The organism is Erwinia sp. S38 (genome assembly GCF_016624545.1).
Taxonomy (GTDB): domain Bacteria; phylum Pseudomonadota; class Gammaproteobacteria; order Enterobacterales; family Enterobacteriaceae; genus Erwinia; species Erwinia coffeiphila.
Genome location: NZ_JACVTS010000001.1, coordinates 72,897 through 93,393, shown reverse-complemented (window position 1 = coordinate 93,393; position 20,497 = coordinate 72,897). Strand labels below are relative to the sequence as shown.

Below are 20,497 nucleotides of genomic sequence, written 5' to 3'. Positions count from 1 at the left end.
CCGCCCACGCGCGGGGTTTTTGTATTACAAAGATAAAATGGACATACCGCGCGCTGCGGGATGCTGACCGGCATCAGAGAATAACAGGAGACTTCATGGCTAATCCCTATCGCGAACTGTTTGCCACACCGGGAGCACTGGGGCTGGCGGTCGCGAGTACTATCGTGCGCCTGCCGCAGGCAATGATCGGCATCGGCATTGTGACCATGCTGGTGCAGAAGACCGGACAGTACTGGCTGGCCGGTGCCGTGGCTGGCGTTTACACGCTGGCAAATGCGCTGGTTGGCCCGCAGATTTCCAAGGTGGTAGACCGACGCGGGCAAAGCCGGGTACTGCCGTACGTTACCGCCTATAGCATTGGCATGCTGATGGCGCTGATTACCGCGGTGTATATGCAGGCACCCGCTCCGCTGCTGTTTATTCTGGCGCTGCTGGCCGGTGCGATGCCGAGTATGCCGGCAATGATTCGCGCCCGCTGGCTACAGCTTTTCCGCGGCAGGCCGCAGCTGCACACCGCATTCTCGCTGGATACGGTAATTACCGAGCTGGTGTTTACCATCGGCCCGCCGGTAGCCATTGTGCTCAGTACCAGCGTCTTCCCCGAAGCCGGACCGCTGGTGGCGCTGCTGCTACTGATCGTTGGCATCACCGCCTTTCTGATGCAGAAACAGACCGAGCCTAAAGTGGTGGAAGGCCTGGGGAAACAGACCAGCTCGACCCTGCTGATCCCGGGCGTGCGCACCATCGTCTTCGCGCTGCTGGCGCTGGGGGTGATTGCCGGTTCGGTTGAAGTGGCGGTGGTTGCCTTCGCCAATATGCAGGGCTGGCCATCTGCCGCCAGCTTTGTGCTGGCCGCCTATGCACTGGGTTCGATGATCGCCGGACTGCTGTTCGGTACGTTAAAAATTACCGCACCGATTGAGAAGCAGTTCCTCTGCGGTGGCGTGGTGATGGCGGTAACGACACTGTTCCCGATTTTATCCCCCAGCGTGTACGTGCTGGCCGCCACGCTGTTCTTCGCGGGCGTGTCGTTTGCACCGACGATGGTTATCGTGATGAATATCGGCACCACCATCCTGCCGCCTTCCAGGATTACCGAAGGGCTGACGTGGATGACTACCGGCATTAGCCTCGGCGTGGCACTGGGCAGCGTGCTGGCGGGGATGGTTATCGATCTCCACGGCGCACGGGCCGGATTCAGCGTGGCGATGGTAGCCGGGCTGGTGATGGTGCTCATCGTTCTGATGGGGCTGCGCGTGCTGCGATCTTCGTCTGCGGTGTGCGTTGAGACGGCGAGTTAACCCTCGTCGTAGCAGGCTGAAGGGTGATCATTACTACTGGCATCAAACTTGATTCTGGGCTTGATGCCAATTCACGGCAGGAGGCAAATACCACACCACGCGTTATACGGCTGGCTGCTCTGTCTGGGCCTGAATCTCATGCAGCAGTGCCTGAATTAACCCTGATGCATAGCGCTGTGCGAGAATACGTTCGTCATCATTCTCAATGGCAAAAAATCGAGCGTAGGCAACAGCCCCCACTTTTTCAAAGCCCTCACCGTAGTCGTCATCGCAGAAACGCCGTGCCAGTGCGGCTAATCCATCTCTGAGTGCCTCTTGATGCAGCCTCGATCGAATCCGAACGACAAAAAGTGCAGCAACTTCTTTAACCGAACCTGAATACCGAATAACGTGAATAAGGTCGGCAGCATCTTTATTTTCCTGCCGCTGGTCCAGCGCAATAGCCTTCAGGATCACAAAAGATGGAACATCCGCAAAACGCACCATGTCCACAGACATGCCACCGCCATCCAGAAGTGCTGCAGCAACTTCTCTTTCCTGATACCAGTCACTTACGATCCCAGCATGTTTGATTGTGAGAGCAGATACTGACTCACCGCTGACACTGACCGTCCTACCCGGAGTATCATTCCCTGCATCGCGAAGAAGTTCGACAACCACCTCAATCTGCTTATCAACCCTCCTTCGCCATCTCCAGGATGCCGCCTTTCCATCTTCCAGCCATCGTTCAAATCCCCGAGCCTTTAGCTGATCCGCCAGACTGGTGTATTCATTTCCAACGGCCAATACCTCAAGATTTAGCACAATATCTACATCAGAAGTCCCAACGTGCATCGGCACATCAGGAGGGGATTCAGGGGTAAGGTAACGTGGCACCAATCCGCCCACCAGGCGTAGCGTATCCTTCAAATTTCCAAATGCACTGAGCAGTGTCAAAAGCGTTCTCTCACACGCGAGAGTAACGTCAGTATCGTACCCTGATGCAGTACGAGGTTTCAGTTCCTTTGCCATAACAACTCCAGGTGTTTTCTAAAGCTATCAGCCAGTTCTTTATTGCGCCCACGTCCATTTAGCAAGTCCAGATACAGAATGTACGGACTGGCAAAATAGCCCAGACGATCTGCGCACTTACTGCGGAAAAGTAAGCTCGCCCCCCGGCGTTCGACCAGCAAGATATTGGCCCCTTTTGGGGCTGGTTTAAGATTCAGTGCTTCCGCCATCAAATGGCCGTCACCATCGGCCACAACGATTTCTGCGCTATCTGTACCCGTCAGTACAGGCACAATCGTATTGGCTGCAGCTGTCCCGGTGAAAGCCCAGGCGAAATCAATTTGATGTGTATCTATCCTTTCGGCAAGCTCACCCAGCAGGAGGCCAGGATTTTCAACGAAGGCATACCATCTGGATTCCTGAGCATTACGCCCCCGCCAGTTTTCAGCCCAGGCGTCCAGGAGCAGCCCGGGTCGTATCAGCTTTCTACGTTTGCCCGGCCCTTTACCTTCCTCATTAACCCATTCCCGCAAAATGAGTTCCTGCAAAACCAATGAACAAGTGTATTGAGATGTTTGGGCAAGCCTCGCCAACTCCGTTCCTGATAGCCAGGTATCGTTGTGCATTAACAGAGCATGGACAACGTTTTCACGCGCATCAGTGAACAGATCAACCACGCCCTCTTTTTTTCTAACTGGATTTGATGGTTTTTCTATATTAATCAACCAGAAACCATGTTTAAGGAAAAGGCTTCCACCGAATTCGTAATAGGCAAAACCTGATTCCTTTAGTTCCCTTTTAGATCCGGGACTGAGGGATTGCGCAGCAACCATACCAATAATGTCGCCAGGGTGGCGATGCGCATTTTTGCGAAGATTTAACCGCCTGACTGCATTCCGGATATCTCTCGGATAACCGCTACTAACGATCTCAACATGAATAGTCAGTACGCTGTTTTGCATCTTAATGTTGATTGCGTCATCAGGTGCAGACGTTTCGGACGCACCAGGTTCAGGAACTGACACTGTATGAATAGCAGCATCGGTTCCAATTGCATCAGTCAGACTCTTAATCAATGCTTCCAAAGTCTGCCTTCTAAATCCAGACCTTACAGCCCTGATACCAGCCATATTATTAGCCTTAAATTCGTTATTAGCTGTACAGCTAATAATATAAAATTAGCAAATATTAAAGCTAACCTAATCATAAACTGTGCAGATAACAAGCGTTTTAAGGCTGAGCCAGGCCTGCCGCTGGAATAAAAAAACCCTGCCGAAGCAGGGTTTTTCATGGACTTAACTTGCGTTCTCTGTTGCTTAGAACGGGATATCGTCATCAAAGTCCATTGGCGGTTCGTTGTTCGCCGGTGCGCTGTTCTGCTGTGGCTGCTGCGGGCGAGACTGCGCGCCGCCGCTGAACTGGTTGCCGCCCTGTGGCTGCTGTGGCTGGCCCCAGCCGTTGTTGTTGTTCTGGCCCTGGCCGCCTGCCGGTGCGCCGCCGCCCTGTGCACGGCCGCCCAGCATCTGCATGGTGCCGCCAACGTTAACCACGACTTCGGTGGTGTATTTTTCTACACCGGCCTGGTCGGTCCATTTACGGGTTTGCAGGGAACCTTCGATGTACACCTGAGAACCTTTACGCAGGTATTCACCGGCTACTTCAGCCAGCTTGCCGAACAGCACAACGCGGTGCCACTCGGTCTTCTCTTTGGTTTCACCGGTCTGCTTATCACGCCAGCTTTCGGACGTAGCCAGAGTAATGTTGGCAACGGCACCGCCATTTGGCATGTAGCGGACTTCCGGATCCTGACCCAGATTCCCAACTAAAATAACTTTGTTTACGCCTCTGCTGGCCATGTTGCTGTCTCCGATAAATGTGTCTGACTAAGTCTAAGCGCAAAATTCTAACACGCACACCTCTTAATGACACGTGCAGAGATCCGCGTTTACGAGGCGGATCGAAAACTCTTTTTTAATACAACGCATAACGATCGGAGAGGGAAACCACAGCAGAAAGCGGATCGCCCGGGATGGCACCCGAGGCCAAAACACTGGTTATCCATTCAGGTTTTTTTGTGCCATAATGACGTGTTTCTTTTCTGGCCATGCCGGGCAGGCATGGTGAGGTATGTGCTAATCCGGGAATTGTGAATGGATAAGATCGAAGTACGGGGTGCCCGCACCCACAATCTGAAAAATATTAACCTGATCATTCCGCGCGATAAACTGATCGTCGTTACCGGCCTGTCAGGTTCCGGGAAGTCCTCGCTGGCGTTCGATACGCTGTATGCCGAGGGCCAGCGCCGCTACGTGGAGTCGCTCTCCGCCTATGCGCGTCAGTTCCTTTCGCTGATGGAAAAGCCGGACGTTGACCATATTGAGGGGCTGTCACCGGCGATCTCAATTGAGCAAAAGTCCACCTCACATAACCCGCGTTCCACCGTCGGGACCATTACTGAAATTCACGACTACCTGCGCCTGCTTTTTGCCCGCGTTGGCGAGCCGCGCTGCCCGGATCACGATGTGACGCTGGCCGCACAGACCGTCAGCCAGATGGTGGACAACGTGCTGGCGCAGCCGGAAGGCCGCCGCCTGATGCTGCTGGCACCGATTATTAAAGAGCGTAAGGGTGAGCACACCAAGACGCTGGAAAACCTCGCCAGCCAGGGCTATATCCGCGCGCGTATCGACGGCGAAGTCTGCGATCTTTCCGATCCACCGAAGCTGGAGCTGCAAAAGAAGCACACCATTGAGGTGGTAGTGGATCGCTTTAAGGTGCGTGAGGATCTGGCGCAGCGCCTGGCGGAGTCGTTCGAAACCGCGCTGGAGCTGTCCGGCGGCACCGCCGTGGTGGCCGACATGGACGCTCCAAAGGCCGAAGAGCTGCTGTTCTCCGCCAACTTCGCCTGCCCGGTGTGCGGCTACAGCATGAGCGAGCTGGAACCGCGCCTGTTCTCCTTTAACAACCCCGCCGGTGCCTGCCCGACCTGCGACGGGCTGGGCGTGCAGCAGTATTTCGATCCGGATCGCGTGGTGCAGAACCCCGATCTGTCGCTGGCCGGTGGTGCCATTCGCGGCTGGGATCGCCGTAACTTCTACTACTTCCAGATGCTGCGCTCGCTGGCCGATCACCTCGGCTTCGACATTGAAGCGCCGTTCAGCTCGCTGAAAGAGTACGACCGCAAGGTCATTCTTTACGGCTCCGGCAAAGAGAATATCGAATTCAAATACGTGAACGATCGCGGCGATACCTCGGTGCGTCGGCATCCGTTTGAGGGCGTGCTGCACAATATGGAGCGCCGCTACAAAGAGACGGAATCCTCCGCCGTGCGTGAGGAGCTGGCGAAGTTTATCAGCAACCGCGCCTGCGCCAGCTGTAACGGTACCCGCCTGCGTCGCGAAGCGCGCCACGTGTTTGTGGAAAACACCACGCTGCCGACCATTTCGGATATGAGCATCGGCCACGCGATGACCTTCTTCGAAAATATGAAGCTCAGCGGCCAGCGTGCCAAAATCGCCGAGAAGGTGCTGAAAGAGATTGGCGACCGCCTGCGCTTCCTCGTTAACGTCGGTCTGAACTACCTTTCCATGTCCCGTTCGGCGGAAACGCTCTCCGGCGGCGAGGCTCAGCGTATCCGCCTGGCCAGCCAGATCGGTGCCGGCCTGGTTGGCGTGATGTACGTGCTGGATGAGCCGTCGATCGGCCTGCATCAGCGTGACAACGAGCGCCTGCTGGAAACGCTGGTCCACCTGCGCAATCTCGGCAATACGGTGATTGTGGTGGAGCATGATGAAGATGCAATCCGCGCCGCCGATCACGTGATCGATATCGGTCCGGGCGCGGGCGTGCACGGCGGGCAGATCGTCGCGGAAGGCACCGTGGACGACATTATGGCGGTTGAGGAATCCCTTACCGGCCAGTTCCTCAGCGGCAAGCGCGGCATTGCCATTCCCGCCGAGCGGGTTAAAGGCGATCCGGAGAAGGTGCTGAAGCTGACCGGGGCGACCGGCAACAACCTGAAGGACGTGACGCTGACCCTGCCGGTCGGACTGTTCACCTGCATTACCGGAGTTTCCGGCTCCGGTAAATCCACGCTGATCAACGATACGCTGTTCCCTATCGCCCAGCGTCAGCTGAACGGTGCCACCATTGCCGAACCGGCCCCGTACCGCGAAGTCAGCGGCATGGAGCACTTCGACAAGGTGATCGACATCGATCAAAGCCCGATTGGCCGTACGCCACGCTCTAACCCGGCGACCTATACCGGGATTTTCACCCCGGTACGTGAGCTGTTTGCCGGCGTGCCGGAGTCGCGCACCCGCGGCTACACGCCGGGCCGCTTCAGCTTTAACGTCCGCGGCGGGCGCTGCGAAGCCTGCCAGGGTGACGGCGTGCTGAAGGTGGAGATGCACTTCCTGCCGGATATCTACGTGCCGTGCGACCAGTGTAAGGGCAAGCGCTATAACCGCGAGACGCTGGAAGTGAAGTACAAGGGCAAGAGCATCCACGAAGTGCTGGAGATGACCATTGAAGAAGCGCGTGAGTTCTTCGATGCCGTTCCGGCGCTGGCGCGCAAGCTGCAAACGCTGATCGACGTCGGCCTGTCCTATATCCGCCTCGGGCAGTCGGCGACCACGCTTTCCGGCGGTGAGGCGCAGCGCGTTAAGCTGGCGCGCGAGCTGTCCAAACGCGGTACCGGCCAGACGCTGTATATCCTGGATGAGCCGACCACCGGTCTGCACTTTGCCGATATCCAGCAGCTGCTGGAAGTGCTGCACCAGCTGCGTGACCAGGGCAACACCATCGTGGTGATTGAGCACAACCTCGACGTGATCAAAACCGCCGACTGGATTGTTGACCTCGGGCCGGAAGGCGGCAGCGGCGGCGGCGAAATCCTGGTGTCCGGCACGCCGGAAACCGTGGCCGAGTGCGAGAAGTCCCACACCGCGCGCTTCCTCAAGCCGCTGCTGGTGAAATAAATCGAGAGGGCGGCAGCGTGCCGCCCTCTTTGCTTTCCGCAGTTTTCATCCGTTTTATCGCGACTTTTCCGGCATTAAGCGCTAAATCTTGCAGAAACAGGCAAGATTTAGCGACGTTTAGACATCCCTTCGTCACGCTTTCAGGACTATGCTTTACCCTCATCATTTGTGGAGGAAGGCCGCCTGTGTCATCACCTTTCTCCCGCCGCTATGGCCCCGCGCCATCTCATCATTTACCGGAGAAACTCATGAACATTACGCATGCTTATGCCGCCCAGGACGCAAAATCCAGACTGGCTCCGTTCGAATTCCAGCCGCGTGAACTGCGGGAACATGATGTGCAAATTGAAGTGCTGTACTGTGGCGTGTGCCACTCGGACCTGCACCAGGCGCGCAATGAATGGCATAACACCATTTTCCCGGTCGTGCCGGGCCACGAAATCGTTGGGCGCGTGACCGCCGTGGGCGCACACGGCCATAAATACAAGGTGGGCGATCTGGTCGGCGTTGGCTGCCTGGTCGACTCCTGTCGTACCTGCGACAGCTGTAAAGAAGATCTGGAGCAATACTGCGAAGAGGGCTTCGTCGGCACCTATAACGGCCAGGACCGCATCAGCGGCGACATTACCTACGGTGGCTACTCCACGCAGGTGATTGTGCATGAAGACTTCGTGCTGCGCGTGCCGGAAAACCTCGATCCTGCCGCCGCCGCGCCGCTGCTGTGCGCCGGCATCACCACCTTCTCGCCACTGAACCACTGGGGCGTTGGCCCGGGTAAAAAAGTCGGCATCGTTGGCCTGGGCGGTCTGGGCCATATGGGCGTGAAGATTGCCCATGCGATGGGCGCGCACGTTGTGCTGTTTACCACTTCGCCGTCAAAAATCGAAGACGGTAAGCGCCTGGGCGCGGATGAAGTGGTGATCTCGAAAGATCCAGAGCAGATGGCGGCACATGCCAACAGCTTCGACTTTATCCTGAACACCGTGGCCGCACAGCACGATCTCAACCCGTTTATCACCCTGCTGCGCCGCGACGGCACCATGACGCTGGTGGGCGCGCCGGAACACGACCACCCGTCTCCGCAGGTGTTCAACCTGATCTTTAAACGCCGCAGCATTGCCGGTTCGCTGATTGGCGGCATTAAAGAAACCCAGGAGATGCTGGATTTCTGCGGTAAGCACAACATCACCTCCGATATTGAGCTGATCAATATCAATCAGATTAACGAGGCCTACGAGCGGATGCTGAAAAGCGACGTGAAGTATCGCTTTGTGATTGATATCGATACGCTGCGGGCATAACGCCCATTGCTCCGGTCGGCCAACTTGTTCGGCCGGAGCGACATCCTGCCACTGCTGCTCCTTTTCTGTCGCTCCGTACTGGCATTTAATACGGATCGGACGTCGTTCAATGCTCCTGTAACTACCCATCTTTACTGCACGTCATCGCTACAACGCTATTTCCGCCCGTCGCTGTTGATATTTATACGGTTTTCTCACACTGGGCTTAATACTGTAATTTACAACGGGAAAAGTGAATATTATCGGTAATGCCTAATTAAAAAGAGATTGATCGCGTTTAATACGCCAGGTTAATAGCATTAAGCGGCCATAAAGGATAATTGACAACATAATCAATGGACGGACCACTCCGATTCACAATGGCATTACCCCTCCCACCAGCAATGCATAACCCCATAAATTTATTGATAAAAAACTAAAAATACTCAATGATACCGGTGACTCTTTTGTGTAATTTTCACCGATTACGCTTTATTGTGAGTCAGGTAGACAATTCCAGCTATTTCCTTTGCCTGATTAAATATTTTCTATTTGAATAAAATCCGATGAACCGCCTTTCCATGGTGCACTGCGCCGGTAATATGCACCAACAAAGTGCGAAAATATTAATTAAACGCCCGTTTACAGGCAGTTATTGTCTGGCATTGCTCTTGCATATGCTTGTATATACATGGCTGGACAATCACCAGCTAAATCCCTAACGAAATACAGAAGGAACCGCTATGCATTCTCTCCGTGTATTGAAACGTTCGCTGGCCGCGCTGTGCTGTGCCGGGATGCTCTCCTCTCTGGCCGCGCCGGCTTTTGCCGCCGAAGCGGACATCGTCAAAATGGGCGTTGAACCCTGGTTGGGCTACGGTCAGTGGCATGTTGCGGCGGATCAGAAGCTGTTTGAAAAACAGGGCCTGAAGAAAGTCGACGTGATTAACTTTGCCGAAGACAAAGATATCAACGCCGCGCTGGCCAGCGGACAGATCGATGCCGCAAATATCGCCACCCATACCGCTATCGGGATGATCTCCGCCGGTCTGCCGATCAAAATCGTGATGGTGCTGGACCAGAGTAATACCGCCGATGCGATGCTGGTGACCAAAGATATCGCCACGCTGCAGGATCTGAAGGGTAAGCAGGTGGCCTACGAAGAGGGCACCACCAGCGATATTCTGCTGCGCAGCGCGCTGGCCTCTGCCGGGCTGAAATTCTCCGATATTAAACCGGTGCCCATGCCAGCGGCTTCAGCAGGCAGCAGCATTATCGCCGGACGCGTCCCGGTCGCCGTGACCTATGAGCCTTATCTCACCGTAGCAATGAAGGGCGATCCCACCCTGAAAATGCTCTACAGCGGCTCGTCCGATCCCGGCCTGATCAGTGATGTGCTGGTGGTTCACGATGATTTTATTAAAAAACATCCGGAAGCGATTAGTGCGCTGATCAAAACCTGGAACAGCTCACTGGATTACTACAACGCCCATACCACCGAGGCTCGCGCCATTATTTCCAAAGCGGTCGGCGCGACTCCGGAGGATCTGCATACCGCCTTCGACGGCGTGAAATACTTCTCTCTGGCGGATAATAAAAAACTGTTATCTCACGACTTTAGCGAAAAAACCTTCCCTCACCTGCTTAAAGCGGCGACCGATGCCGGCATTGTCAGCCAGCCGGTGACCCCGCAGCAGACTATTGATGCCAGCTTCGTTAATAACCAGTAGCCATCCCTCTTTCTTCCCGTCGCCTGAAGGCGGGAGGAAAGATGTCAGGAGGAAATATGAGTGTGGTTGAGCAGCAAAAAACACCTCAGCAATCAAAAAAGCGCCGCAGACGCAGCAACCTGCTCACTATCGGGAAAACGCCTTCGCGCTCGCAGTTCCTGAGCATCTCCATCGGCGTGTTTGCCCTGTTGATTTTTGTCTGGTGGCTGGCGACCTCGATGGGTGCCATTAAACCGATTTTCTTACCGGGAATTGAGCGCGTCTGGCAGCGGATGGTCGCGCTGGCAGCAGACGGCACGTTACAGAGTGATATCGAGAGCAGCCTGTACCGCATTATTGTCGCCTTTGCGATCTCATCGGTGATGGCCATTGTCATCGGCGTACTGGCGGGCTGCTATGGCCTGGCGAAGGCTATCGTTGAACCGCTGGTCGATTTCGTGCGCTATATGCCGGTGGTGGCCTTTGTGCCGCTGACCATCCTGTGGACCGGCACCGACGATTTTCAGAAGTTCCTGGTGATCTGGATTGGCACTTTCTTCCAGCAGGTGCTGATGATGATCGACGCCGTGAAGCGCGTGCCGCCCGACTTCATCGGCCTGGGCCGTACGCTGGGCATGTCGGACCGTAAGATCCTGCTGCGCATCGTGATCCCCTCCGCCCTGCCTGCTATCTGGGATGCCCTGCGCATCAGCATCGGCTGGGCCTGGACGTGGCTGGTGCTGGCCGAACTGGTGGCCTCCACCTCGGGCCTTGGCTACCGCATCGTGGTGTCCCAGCGCTATTTCCAGACCGACACCATTATCGGTTACATCCTGCTGCTCGGCCTGCTGGGCCTGATCACCGACCAGATTATGCGTGCCCTGGAGCGCGTGCTGTTCCGCTATAACCGGAGACGTTCCTGATGGCGACGCTAACGCTAAACAAGCTGGAAAAAAGTTTTCCCCTCGGCAAAAGCTACCGCCGCGTGCTGCACGGCATTGACCTGACGCTGAACGACAATGAGTTCGTGTCGATCGTCGGTACCTCCGGCTGCGGTAAAAGCACCCTGCTGTCGATTGCCGCCGGGCTGGAGGATTTTGACGGCGGCGATGTGCTGGTCGACGGCGTGCCGATTGAAGGCCCGGGGCTGGATCGCGGCGTGGTGTTTCAGTCTTACACCCTGCTGCCGTGGCTGACCGCGCGCGGCAATATCGAGTTTGCCCTCAAGGCGGCGGGCACCCCGGCCAGTGAATGCCGTGATATCGCCCAGCAGCATCTGGAGCTGGTTAAGCTCGGCAACGCGGCCGATCGCTGGCCGGGTGAGCTTTCCGGCGGTATGAAGCAGCGCGTGGCGATTGCCCGGGCGCTATCGTACCGGCCGAAAATTTTGCTGATGGACGAACCGTTTGGCGCGCTGGATGCCATGACCCGCCATCAGATGCAGCAGCTGCTGGTGGAGATTTGGGAAAAGCATCGCCTGACGGTGATGTTTGTGACCCACGACATCGAGGAAGCGGTCTGGCTTTCCGACCGTATCGTGGTGATGGGACAGGGGCATATCGATTCCACTTTCGACGTCAACCTGCCGCGCCCGCGCCATGAAAGCATTAACCGCACCCCGGAATTTATCGAGCTACAGCACGACGTGCTGAGCCGCATTCAACAACACGCGATTGGCTAACTGAAAAAGGTAACACTATGTCTGTGACATTCCACGACCTGTCGGCTTCAACTGAATTACCCGCTGACCTTTTCAAACGCACTGAATCCGACCTGTCATTTTTCGTTGAGAAGGTGAAGCCGATTATTGCGGCGGTGAAGGAGGAAGGCGACAGCGCGCTGATCCGTTTCGCCCGTGAGTTTGACGGCGTGCAGCCGGAAAGCTTCTCGGTGCGTGCCGAAGAACATGAGTTCGAAGAAGCCTTTGCGCGCGTTGATGCCGAAGTGATCGAGGCGATTCGCTTCTCGGTAGAGAACGTGCGAGCCTTCCACGAAGCGCAAAAGCCTGAAGAGATGTGGTGGAAAGAGATGCGCCCGGGCGCATTCGCTGGCGACCGCCACGTGCCGATCGATGCGGTGGCCTGCTACGTGCCGCGCGGCAAAGGCTCGTTCCCCAGCGTACTGATTATGACCACCGTGCCTGCCGTGGTGGCCGGAGTACCGCGCCCGGTGGTGATCACCCCGCCAGGCCCCGATGGCCGCGTGGATGATGCCACGCTGATCGCCGCGCGACTGGTTGGCATCAAGGAAGTGTATAAATGCGGCGGCGCGCAGGGCGTGGCGGCGGTGGCTTACGGCACGCAGTCGGTGCCGAAATGCCTGAAAATCGTCGGCCCGGGCAGCCCGTGGGTGGTGGCCGCCAAACGCCAGCTGTCTAATCTGATCGACCCGGGTATTCCGGCTGGCCCGAGCGAAAGCCTGATCCTCGCCGACGACTCCGTCAACGGTGCGCTGGCGGCGCTGGACCTGCTGATCGAATCCGAGCACGGCCCGGACTCCTCGGCGTATCTGGTCACCTCCAGCCGCCGCGTGGCGGAAGAAGCGATTGCCGCGCTGCCGGGCTACTGGGACACCATCGGTGAAAAACGCGCCGGGTTCTCGCGCAGCGTGCTGGGCGGCACCCACGGCGGCGTGGTGCTGACCAAAGATTTCGCCACCGCCGTGGAGTTCGTCAATCAGTATGCACCCGAGCATCTGGAAATTCTGGCAGAGGAACCGATGGCGGTGATGACGCAAATCCGTAACGCCGGGGAGATCCTGCTGGGCGAACACACGCCGATCACCCTGGGTAACTTCGTGCTGGGGCCAAATGCCGTCCTGCCGACCAACAGCGCCGCCAAAACCGCCGGGCCGCTGTCGGTGTTCGATTATATGAAGCGGATCTCGGTGGGCTACGTTACCCGCGCGGGCTATCAGCAGCTGGCGACCAAAGCCAAACGTTTTGCCGAGTACGAGGGCTTCCCGGGCCATGCGCTGGCCGTCTCCGAGCTGCGCGATCGCCTGCTGAAAGGAGAAAACCATGACTGAGCCGCTCGCGCCGTTAGCGGCGGAGGCACGCCGCCTGACGCAGCAGGGTGACTGGCAGCAGGCCAGCGAGAAGCTCAGCCAGCTGATTACCGAAGTCACCGGCGTGCAGGCGACAGGCCTGAACATCAACCGCGATCAGTACAGCCTGAACTCGCTCAATGGCCGCGTGACGCTGGCCGATGGCCGCACGCTGTTCTTTAAGTATCACCACGAAGAAGGCGAAGAGCACACCATTGAGGAGTACTACCGCGCCGAGCTGCTGCGCGAGCACGGCTTCCGCGTGGATGTGCCGATCTATGCCTGCGGCGAGCCGGGGCGTCAGATCCTGCTGTATGCCCTGCGCGATGAAAAGCGGCTGGCCGACGTCTGCCGCGAGATTGAAGCGAATGCCGACTGGCAGGGCATGGCCCCGGTGGTCGATGCCCAGCGCCGCGCCGATGAGGAAATCCTCGCGCATACGCTGCCGACGCTGCAACAGGCGCAGGTCAGCCAGGTGGAGGCCGAGTCTATCCACCAGCTGTTCTGGAATCGTCTGGTTTCGCCGGGCCACACCGCCGGGCTGGGCGGACGGGTTGACGGCTTCTACGTCAATCAGGACTTCACCCTCGGTGAGCTTACGCTGCCGTGGCAGAGCCTGAGCAACCTGCGGTGGCGCATTAACGGCGTGACCTATCAGCACACGCTGCGCCAGCTGTTCCTGGACGCCGGGCAGATCCTTGCGCCCGCCGCGCTGGCCCATCACGGCGTGGTGGTGGCGCACGGCGACGCGCACAATGCCAACGTCTGGTTTGATTCCCAGGACGGCGTGCCGCAGCTGGTCAGCTTCGATCCGGCTTTTGCCGGTAGCCATATTCCGGCGCTGCTGGCCGAGATCAAAGCCACCTTCCACAACATTTTTGCCCATCCATGCTGGCTGTATGAACCGGCGCAGGCGGCGGAAATCTACCGGGTCAGCGTCCGTCGCGATGGCGATACGCTGGAGGTGGAGCACGACTGGCAGCTGACGCCGCTGCGCCAGGCGTTCCTTGATAGTAAAGGCGAGCTGTACTGGAAGCCGTTGCTGGCCGCGCTGAAAGCCAAAGGCTGGCTGCCCGCGAACTGGCAGCAAATTATGCGCCTGGCGCTGTTCTGCTGCCCGACGCTGGTGATGAGCCTGCGAGCCGGGTCGGCCAGCCAGCATAATCCGGTCAGTTCAACGATTGGCCTGGCGATGGCCGTAATGCTGGGCAGCGGCGGCGATGATGACTTCTCCCGCTGGCTGGACGACCTGCTGACGGAGGCATAAGCGATGAAAGCGGTACAGCTTTACGGCGTTGGCGATCTGCGGGTGGAAGAAAAATCACCGGTGGTGCTGGCGGCGGGTCAGGTGCGCATTCAGGTGCGGGCCGCCGGGATCTGCGGTTCCGACATCCACAACTATCGCACCGGGAAATGGATGGCCGCCCTGCCGGTCACGCCCGGCCACGAGCTGTTTGGCGTGGTCACCGAAGCGGCGGGCGACACGGCAGGCTTCGCTCCAGGAACCCGCGTGGTGGCCGATTCCCGCGTCTGGTGCGGCACCTGCCCCGCCTGCCTGCGCGGCGCACACAACCTTTGCACCTCGCTGGGCTTTGTCGGTGAGGTGTGCGACGGCGGTTTCGCCGAGCAGGTGGTGCTGCCCGTGAGCAGCCTGCTGCGGGTGCCGGACGAGGTGGCGGATGATATCGCCGTACTCAGCGAACCGCTGGGCGTGGCGCTGCGGGTGGTTAATCAGCTGAATCCGCCGCCGGGCAGCCGGGTCCGCGTCGCCGGAGGCGGCACCATTGGCGGCCTGGTGGCGCTGCTGCTGCACCATACGCGCCGGTGCCGGGTGCAGTTGAGCGAACCGAACGCGGCGCGCCGGGGGCGAATCGCCGCCCTGATCCCGCTGGCCGAAGACGGCGACTATGACTTCGCCGTGGAAGCCACCGGGATCGGCAGCGTGCTGCAGCAGCTGGTCGGCGGCATCACCTCCGGCGGGCGTGTGGCGCTGGTGGGGATTTTTCACCACGACGGCGAGCTGGACTTCAATCAGCTGGTTGAACGGGAAATCTCCCTGACCGGCTGTAGCGTGTTTCAGAGCGAGCAGCAGGCCGCGCTGGAACTGATGGCCGATCTGGCCGACGGGCTGCGCACGCTGATCGGCCCGCCGGTGTCGCTGGACGACGTGCCGCAGGCCTACGAGATGCTGATCCAGGGCAAATCCTCCTATCTGAAGACGGTGGTCATACCATGAATGTGATGAACAGCTTTTCCCTGAGCGGCAGGCGGGCGCTGGTCACCGGGGCGACGCGCGGGATCGGCCTGGCGCTGGCCACCGCGCTGGCGCAGGCCGGGGCAAGCGTGATCGTCACCGGGCGGTCATCGGATACGGTGGATCGGGCCGTGGCGGAACTTCAGGCGCAGGGCTTTATCGCTGAGGGCCATGTGCTGGATGTGACCCGCACCGCCGATATCCAGCGCTGTCTGGCGGAGATGGGTGATATCGACATCCTGATTAACAACGCCGGGACCGAGCAGATCTGCCCGTCACTGGATGCCGACGAAGCGCTGTGGGACACCATTATTGCCACCAACCTGAAGGGCGCTTTTTTCTGCGCGCAGGCGGCGGCACGCAGTATGACCCGGCGAGAAGGCGGAACCATTATTAACCTCTGCTCGCTGACCAGCGCGGTCGGCGTGCCGGGTGCTACCGCCTACGGCAGCTCTAAATCGGGGCTGACCGGCATGACCCGGGCATTAAGCACCGAGTGGGCACCGCTGGGTATCCGGGTGAATGGCATTGCGCCAGGGTATTTTGAAACGGAGATGACCCAGGCCTTTTATCAGGATGCGGCCTGGGTGGAAAGCATGCAGGCAAAAATTCCGCTGGGCCGCTTCGGCGAGCTGGAGGATCTTGCCGGGGCGGTCGTGTTCCTCTGCTCCCCGGCTGCCCGCTATATCACCGGGCAGATCCTCTACGTGGACGGCGGCTATCTGGCAGCGATTTAAGCTCCGACGCGGTGTAGCAGTCCGGCATGTAGCTCTTTGACCGAACGGCAGCCCAGCTGCGCCAGCGTTCGGTCGATTTCCTGCTTCATCGTACCGATAGTACTGGCCACCAGCGCTTCTCCACCGGCGGCAACGGCGTACAGCAGCGGTCGGCCAAGCAGCACCGCATCGGCCCCCAGCGCCAGCGCTTTGACCACGTCGGTTCCGCGCCGGAAGCCGCTGTCGATCAGCACGCTGAAGTCCGGCCCCACCGCCGCCCGTACCGCAGGCAGCACCAGCATCGGACTGTGCGTACCGTCCAGCTGTCGGCCACCGTGGTTCGACAGCACAATACCCTCCGCCCCCAGCCTCTGCGCCGCCAGCGCGTCGTCAACCGTCATAATTCCCTTGATATACAGCGGCCCCTGCCAGATTTCACGAACCCAGGCGAGGGTCTCCCAGCTCAGTGCCGGGTCCATCTGGCTGGCAAAGTAGGCCGCCCCGCCCGCCCCGCGCTGATATTCTGCCGGGATATAGGGTTTAAGATTACCAAAGCCCGGCATCCCCTGTGGCATCAGCGTGCGCATCACCCAGCCTGGATGGGTAGCAATATTTGCCATCGCCGCGTGGGAGAGCTTCATTGGCCGCCGGTAGTGGCGCTTGTCGCGCTCGCGGTTGCCGAAATGCACCGCGTCCACCGAAACCACCAGCGCCGTACAGCCCGCCTGCCGCGCGCGCTCCAGCAGATTGCGGGTGACATTACGATCTTTCAGCACGTAAAGCTGGAACCAGCGATCGCCGCTGGACGCCGCGGCGATTTCCTCCATGGAGGCGGTCGACACCGTACTCTGAATGTAGCCAATCCCCTGCCCGGCAGCCGCGCGGGCGATCATCTGGTCGGCCTGATGGCGCAGCATGCCGTTATAGCCGGTCGGCGCGACCAGCAGCGGTGCTGCCAGCCGGGTTTGCCCCACATTCGTGCCGGTGTCGCGGCTGGACGCATCCTGGAGCACCGCCGGGGCGAACATCCAGCGGCGGAATACATCCTGGTTGTGTTGCAGCGTGGTTTCGTCTTCCGCTCCGCCGTCCACATAGCTAAAGGCGAAGGCGGGCAACCTGCGCCGGGCTTCACGGCGCAGGTCAGCCGCATTGAGTAGCATACATACCCCTTAACGCATTGATAAAAATTAGGTTATCTTCCGGGCTACCGACGGAAACCCGCACCCAGTCAGTATAACCAGCTTCACGCCACGGCTTCACGATGATCCCGTGTTCGAGCAGTTTTTTTGCCAGATCGCGGCTGTCTCCGCCCGCGCGGAAGAACAGGAAGTTAGCCACGGAAGGGGCAACCTGATAGCCCAGCTCAATCAGCTGCTGACGCATCAATTCCCGCTGTTCGGCGATCAGCGCCACGCTGGCCGCAACGTGGGCCGGGTCCTGCAATGCGGCCAGAGCTGCCGCCTGCGCCGAACGGTTGATATTAAACGGCGTCCGCACGCGGTTGATCACCCCGGCCAGCGCTTCGTCACTGGCAATACCGTAACCCACTCGCAGCCCCGCCAGCCCCCACGCCTTTGAGAAGGTGCGCAGCACAATCCACGGGCGCGGCTGGGCTGCCAGCACGCTGAGGCTGTCCGGGTAGTCGCTCAGATGATGGCAGTATTCGTAGTAGGCTTCATCAATCACCAGAATGCAGTCCTGCGGTGCCTGTTCAATCAGCCGGGTGAAATCCTCGCGGCCCAGCATGCAGCCCACCGGGTTAGAAGGGTTACTGAGGATCAGCATTTTGGTCGGCTGACTCAGTGCCTGCTGCCAGGCGGGCAGATCGAATTCCATCTGCTGATTCACCGGCACCAGTTCAACCTGTGCGCCCATCATCTGCGGATAGATCTGATGCAGCCCGAAGGACGGCTCCAGCGTCACCACCCGCTCGCCGGGATTGATAAAGGCCAGGCAGAGCAGCTTCAGCAGCTCCTCCGAACCGTTGCCAATCACAATGCGTTCGGCCTCCACCGAGGTCAGTTCCGCCAGCGCATGGCGCAGTTTCAGGCTGGCGGAGTCAGAGTAGATGCCGGTATGACCCAGATCGGCTCGCAGCGCCGCCGCCACCAGCGGGCTGGCCCCAAGCGGATTCTCGTTGCTGCCCAGGCGGGTAATATGGTCGACCTGCCAGGTTTCACGCACCACATCGTCCGACATCCCGGCGTTATACACCCCCAGCTGCAGGGCTTCTTTTCTTGCCAGCTTTTCTATTTGAATCTGAGACATCTGAACTCCGCTCCGTTAATGGAATATCGATCGTTGCCGCCGTCCGGAAGCCACGGTTCAGGTCACTGCCGCGACAGCATTTTGTGAGATTAATTTATCAGAAAAGTGTAGATGTATAATCTTGTATATACAATTGCAATTCATATGCCAGATGCGCAAAAAACGTGGCGGCAGGCGGCGCGGGTACTGGGGGGAAAGAGCAGCAAAGTCAGAACGAGAAGCGCCAGCGAAAACGGCACCGTTTCAGTGCATGGCGATGGATGATGGTGCGCCGACGATCCCCTGGAAGAACATTTATCGAATCAACTCGGGTTCCCTTCAGGGCAGAGATTATCGAATGAGTAGTGCTTCCCAACGGTGTAGTGTGTATCCGCGCGATGGCATTAATCGGCAGGCATGTAAGAAAGCGGCTCATGGCGAGCCGCCTCTTAGCCAGGCGTAAGCCCGTAATTAATCGACGTAGGCCGCAGTATGGAAATCAATTTCCCACTGCAGAACGTCGCCGTACAGCGCCGACAGTGCCTGTTTTTCCGCTTCGCTCAGCCCGTGGGCGCAGCGGTCCAGCTCTTCTTTCAGCCAGCAGGCCTGCTGATAGAACTCCTCTTCCGCATGCATCTCCACCCAGCGCCGCACATCGGCATCCTGCTGGCTCCGCTCACTCACCCGACGGCACCAGTGGTAGTACATCCACTCGGCACCGAACATCAGGGTGATAATCTGCGCGTAGCTGCCCTGCTGCGCGGTATGCAGCATGCCGTCGCGGAAGCGCCGCACGCCGGGCAGGTCGTCCGGGTAGTCGGCGGGATCGACCCGGCGCTCCGCCAGCACCCGTTCGAACCAGGCGATTTGCGTATCGACCAGCGCGTTCAGCACGCCGATCAGCCAGCGCTGCTGGCGGATATCCGGTGCCTGACTGACGCCAAGGGCAAATATCGCGATCGCCGTTGCCACGAAGTTACCTTCAAACACCAGATAGCGGTTGAACACCGATTCCGGCAGGCGATCGTGTTCAATATCCAGCACAAAACGGTGCTGCTGCATCGCCCGCCAGGCATCCTGGTGTTCGCGCAGCAGCCTTTCGCTGAACGCTTCCATTACGCTTCCTCCAGCGCAGCCTGGGCAACGGACATAAAGTGTTTAACGCGCGCCAGCTCAACGTCGTTCCACCACACGCCGTCCACCTTCATCGTACTGGCAACAATCACGCCCTGGGTGCGGCCGAGGATCTGGCAGACGTTAGCGGGCGTGACGCCGGAACCGACCAGCAGCGGCAGCTCGGTAGCGGCACGGATCTCGTCAATTTCCTCCATTGTCGCGCTGTCGCCGGTACGCTGGCCGGTGGCGATGACCGCATCGGCCTCGAAGAAATCGACGTCGCGGGTCAGTTCCTGGATTGAACGGTCGGCAACGATGGCGTGGCTGCCGTGTTTAACGTGGCTGTCGGCAAAGATGCGAATATGTTCGGCGCGCAGCTGGCTGCGATAGCGCAGCGCCTTCGCCGCCGCCCCTTCAATAAAGCCTTCGTTGGCAATATAGGCATTGGCCCACTGGTTGACGCGAATAAAGTCAGCGCCGCCCGCCAGCGCAGTGGCCATGGCCGGAATAGCGGCGTTAGCCAGCACGTTAATTCCCAGCGGCACGCCAAAACGCTCGCGCACTTTCTCGGTAATCACCGCCATCAGTGCCGACGTTTCGTGGCCAATATCTTCAGGTTTAGAAAATGGAATATCGCCGTGGTTTTCCACAATCAGGCCGTGAACGCCGCCCGCGATATAATTTTCAGCATCACGAAGCGCACGCTCAATAATATCCTTAACTGATTTACCACGATATTTTGGCGTACCGGGGAACGGGTCGCAGTGAATAACACCCATCACCGCTTTTTTACGTGAAAAAATAGCTTGTATTGCATTCGTTTTTTCTGCTGAGATAGCAACCATCTTTTCCATCCTGTT

At 58.6% G+C, this 20,497-nt stretch carries 17 protein-coding genes; 10 read left to right on the top strand and 7 right to left on the bottom strand.

Annotated features, from left to right (window positions below; translation table 11 throughout):
* Nucleotides 1–95 precede the first annotated feature (95 nt).
* Entirely contained in the window at nt 96–1,301 is a 1,206-nt protein-coding gene (locus tag IBT46_RS00410; protein ID WP_200543066.1) for an MFS transporter, read from the top strand.
* A gap of 102 nt (nt 1,302–1,403) precedes the next feature.
* Here the strand turns inward: IBT46_RS00410 and IBT46_RS00405 are convergent, their stop codons facing one another.
* The 3 genes from IBT46_RS00405 to ssb1 all read right to left on the bottom strand — a co-directional run bounded on the left by IBT46_RS00405 (nt 1,404) and on the right by ssb1 (nt 4,147).
* Nucleotides 1,404–2,312, bottom strand: coding sequence for a hypothetical protein (locus tag IBT46_RS00405; RefSeq protein WP_200543065.1), 909 nt, complete (start codon nt 2,310–2,312; stop codon nt 1,404–1,406).
* Nucleotides 2,297–3,376, bottom strand: coding sequence for a type IV toxin-antitoxin system AbiEi family antitoxin (locus tag IBT46_RS00400; RefSeq protein WP_234479888.1), 1,080 nt, complete (start codon nt 3,374–3,376; stop codon nt 2,297–2,299). Before IBT46_RS00400 ends, IBT46_RS00405 begins: the two co-directional genes overlap by 16 nt.
* Nucleotides 3,377–3,607: 231 nt before the next feature.
* Nucleotides 3,608–4,147 (bottom strand): single-stranded DNA-binding protein SSB1, encoded by a 540-nt coding sequence (gene ssb1 / locus IBT46_RS00395; RefSeq protein ID WP_200543063.1) that lies wholly within the window; start codon nt 4,145–4,147, stop codon nt 3,608–3,610.
* Between the two features lie 294 nt (nt 4,148–4,441).
* Here ssb1 and uvrA point away from each other — a divergent pair, with 294 nt between their 5' ends.
* The 9 genes from uvrA (at nt 4,442) to IBT46_RS00350 (ending at nt 16,295) form a co-directional block, all read left to right on the top strand.
* A complete protein-coding gene (uvrA, locus tag IBT46_RS00390; RefSeq protein WP_200543062.1) occupies nt 4,442–7,270 on the top strand; it encodes an excinuclease ABC subunit UvrA in 2,829 nt (942 codons plus the stop codon).
* Nucleotides 7,271–7,518: 248 nt separating this feature from the next.
* Entirely contained in the window at nt 7,519–8,571 is a 1,053-nt protein-coding gene (locus IBT46_RS00385; RefSeq protein ID WP_200543061.1) for an NAD(P)-dependent alcohol dehydrogenase, read from the top strand.
* A 722-nt stretch (nt 8,572–9,293) separates the two neighbouring features.
* Entirely contained in the window at nt 9,294–10,280 is a 987-nt protein-coding gene (locus IBT46_RS00380) for an ABC transporter substrate-binding protein (RefSeq protein ID WP_200543060.1), read from the top strand.
* A gap of 56 nt (nt 10,281–10,336) precedes the next feature.
* The gene (locus IBT46_RS00375; protein ID WP_200543059.1) at nt 10,337–11,182 is read left to right on the top strand and encodes an ABC transporter permease; all 846 of its coding nucleotides are present in this window, start codon (nt 10,337–10,339) and stop codon (nt 11,180–11,182) included.
* Nucleotides 11,182–11,940 (top strand): ABC transporter ATP-binding protein, encoded by a 759-nt coding sequence (locus IBT46_RS00370; RefSeq protein ID WP_105592265.1) that lies wholly within the window; start codon nt 11,182–11,184, stop codon nt 11,938–11,940. Before IBT46_RS00375 ends, IBT46_RS00370 begins: the two co-directional genes overlap by 1 nt.
* Before the next feature lie 17 nt (nt 11,941–11,957).
* Complete coding sequence (gene hisD, locus IBT46_RS00365) at nt 11,958–13,286, top strand: histidinol dehydrogenase (protein WP_105592266.1); 1,329 nt, start codon at nt 11,958–11,960, stop codon at nt 13,284–13,286.
* A complete protein-coding gene (locus tag IBT46_RS00360) occupies nt 13,279–14,571 on the top strand; it encodes a hypothetical protein (protein WP_200543058.1) in 1,293 nt (430 codons plus the stop codon). Before hisD ends, IBT46_RS00360 begins: the two co-directional genes overlap by 8 nt.
* 3 nt (nt 14,572–14,574) lie before the next feature.
* Nucleotides 14,575–15,540, top strand: a complete 966-nt coding sequence (locus IBT46_RS00355) for a zinc-binding dehydrogenase (protein ID WP_200543057.1) — start codon at nt 14,575–14,577, stop codon at nt 15,538–15,540.
* Nucleotides 15,537–16,295 (top strand): SDR family NAD(P)-dependent oxidoreductase, encoded by a 759-nt coding sequence (locus IBT46_RS00350; protein ID WP_200543056.1) that lies wholly within the window; start codon nt 15,537–15,539, stop codon nt 16,293–16,295. The genes IBT46_RS00355 and IBT46_RS00350 overlap by 4 nt, the downstream gene beginning before the upstream one ends.
* On the opposite strand, the gene IBT46_RS00345 is transcribed toward IBT46_RS00350, so the two are convergent.
* The 4 genes from IBT46_RS00345 to IBT46_RS00330 all read right to left on the bottom strand — a co-directional run bounded on the left by IBT46_RS00345 (nt 16,292) and on the right by IBT46_RS00330 (nt 20,482).
* Nucleotides 16,292–17,434 carry an alpha-hydroxy acid oxidase gene (locus IBT46_RS00345; RefSeq protein ID WP_200543055.1) on the bottom strand — a complete coding sequence of 381 codons (1,143 nt, stop codon included), beginning with the start codon at nt 17,432–17,434 and terminating at the stop codon, nt 16,292–16,294. The genes IBT46_RS00350 and IBT46_RS00345 overlap by 4 nt on opposite strands.
* Nucleotides 17,415–18,542, bottom strand: coding sequence for a histidinol-phosphate transaminase (hisC, locus tag IBT46_RS00340; protein ID WP_200543054.1), 1,128 nt, complete (start codon nt 18,540–18,542; stop codon nt 17,415–17,417). Before hisC ends, IBT46_RS00345 begins: the two co-directional genes overlap by 20 nt.
* Before the next feature lie 450 nt (nt 18,543–18,992).
* Nucleotides 18,993–19,637: a TenA family protein gene (locus IBT46_RS00335; RefSeq protein WP_200543053.1), complete on the bottom strand. Its 645-nt coding sequence runs from the start codon at nt 19,635–19,637 to the stop codon at nt 18,993–18,995.
* Nucleotides 19,637–20,482, bottom strand: a complete 846-nt coding sequence (locus tag IBT46_RS00330) for a BtpA/SgcQ family protein (RefSeq protein ID WP_200543052.1) — start codon at nt 20,480–20,482, stop codon at nt 19,637–19,639. The genes IBT46_RS00335 and IBT46_RS00330 overlap by 1 nt, the downstream gene beginning before the upstream one ends.
* Between the last annotated feature and the right edge of the window lie 15 nt (nt 20,483–20,497).

Excerpts from the sequence above, each read along its gene's own strand:
- IBT46_RS00410 (WP_200543066.1), top strand. The coding sequence starts at position 96 with ATGGCTAATCCCTATCGCGAACTGTTTGCCACACCGGGAGCACTGGGG.
- IBT46_RS00405 (WP_200543065.1), bottom strand. The coding sequence starts at position 2,312 with ATGGCAAAGGAACTGAAACCTCGTACTGCATCAGGGTACGATACTGAC.
- ssb1 (WP_200543063.1), bottom strand. The coding sequence starts at position 4,147 with ATGGCCAGCAGAGGCGTAAACAAAGTTATTTTAGTTGGGAATCTGGGT.
- uvrA (WP_200543062.1), top strand. The coding sequence starts at position 4,442 with ATGGATAAGATCGAAGTACGGGGTGCCCGCACCCACAATCTGAAAAAT.
- IBT46_RS00385 (WP_200543061.1), top strand. The coding sequence starts at position 7,519 with ATGAACATTACGCATGCTTATGCCGCCCAGGACGCAAAATCCAGACTG.
- IBT46_RS00380 (WP_200543060.1), top strand. The coding sequence starts at position 9,294 with ATGCATTCTCTCCGTGTATTGAAACGTTCGCTGGCCGCGCTGTGCTGT.
- IBT46_RS00375 (WP_200543059.1), top strand. The coding sequence starts at position 10,337 with ATGAGTGTGGTTGAGCAGCAAAAAACACCTCAGCAATCAAAAAAGCGC.
- IBT46_RS00370 (WP_105592265.1), top strand. The coding sequence starts at position 11,182 with ATGGCGACGCTAACGCTAAACAAGCTGGAAAAAAGTTTTCCCCTCGGC.
- hisD (WP_105592266.1), top strand. The coding sequence starts at position 11,958 with ATGTCTGTGACATTCCACGACCTGTCGGCTTCAACTGAATTACCCGCT.
- IBT46_RS00360 (WP_200543058.1), top strand. The coding sequence starts at position 13,279 with ATGACTGAGCCGCTCGCGCCGTTAGCGGCGGAGGCACGCCGCCTGACG.
- IBT46_RS00355 (WP_200543057.1), top strand. The coding sequence starts at position 14,575 with ATGAAAGCGGTACAGCTTTACGGCGTTGGCGATCTGCGGGTGGAAGAA.
- IBT46_RS00350 (WP_200543056.1), top strand. The coding sequence starts at position 15,537 with ATGAATGTGATGAACAGCTTTTCCCTGAGCGGCAGGCGGGCGCTGGTC.
- IBT46_RS00345 (WP_200543055.1), bottom strand. The coding sequence starts at position 17,434 with ATGCTACTCAATGCGGCTGACCTGCGCCGTGAAGCCCGGCGCAGGTTG.
- hisC (WP_200543054.1), bottom strand. The coding sequence starts at position 18,542 with ATGTCTCAGATTCAAATAGAAAAGCTGGCAAGAAAAGAAGCCCTGCAG.
- IBT46_RS00335 (WP_200543053.1), bottom strand. The coding sequence starts at position 19,637 with ATGGAAGCGTTCAGCGAAAGGCTGCTGCGCGAACACCAGGATGCCTGG.
- IBT46_RS00330 (WP_200543052.1), bottom strand. The coding sequence starts at position 20,482 with ATGGTTGCTATCTCAGCAGAAAAAACGAATGCAATACAAGCTATTTTT.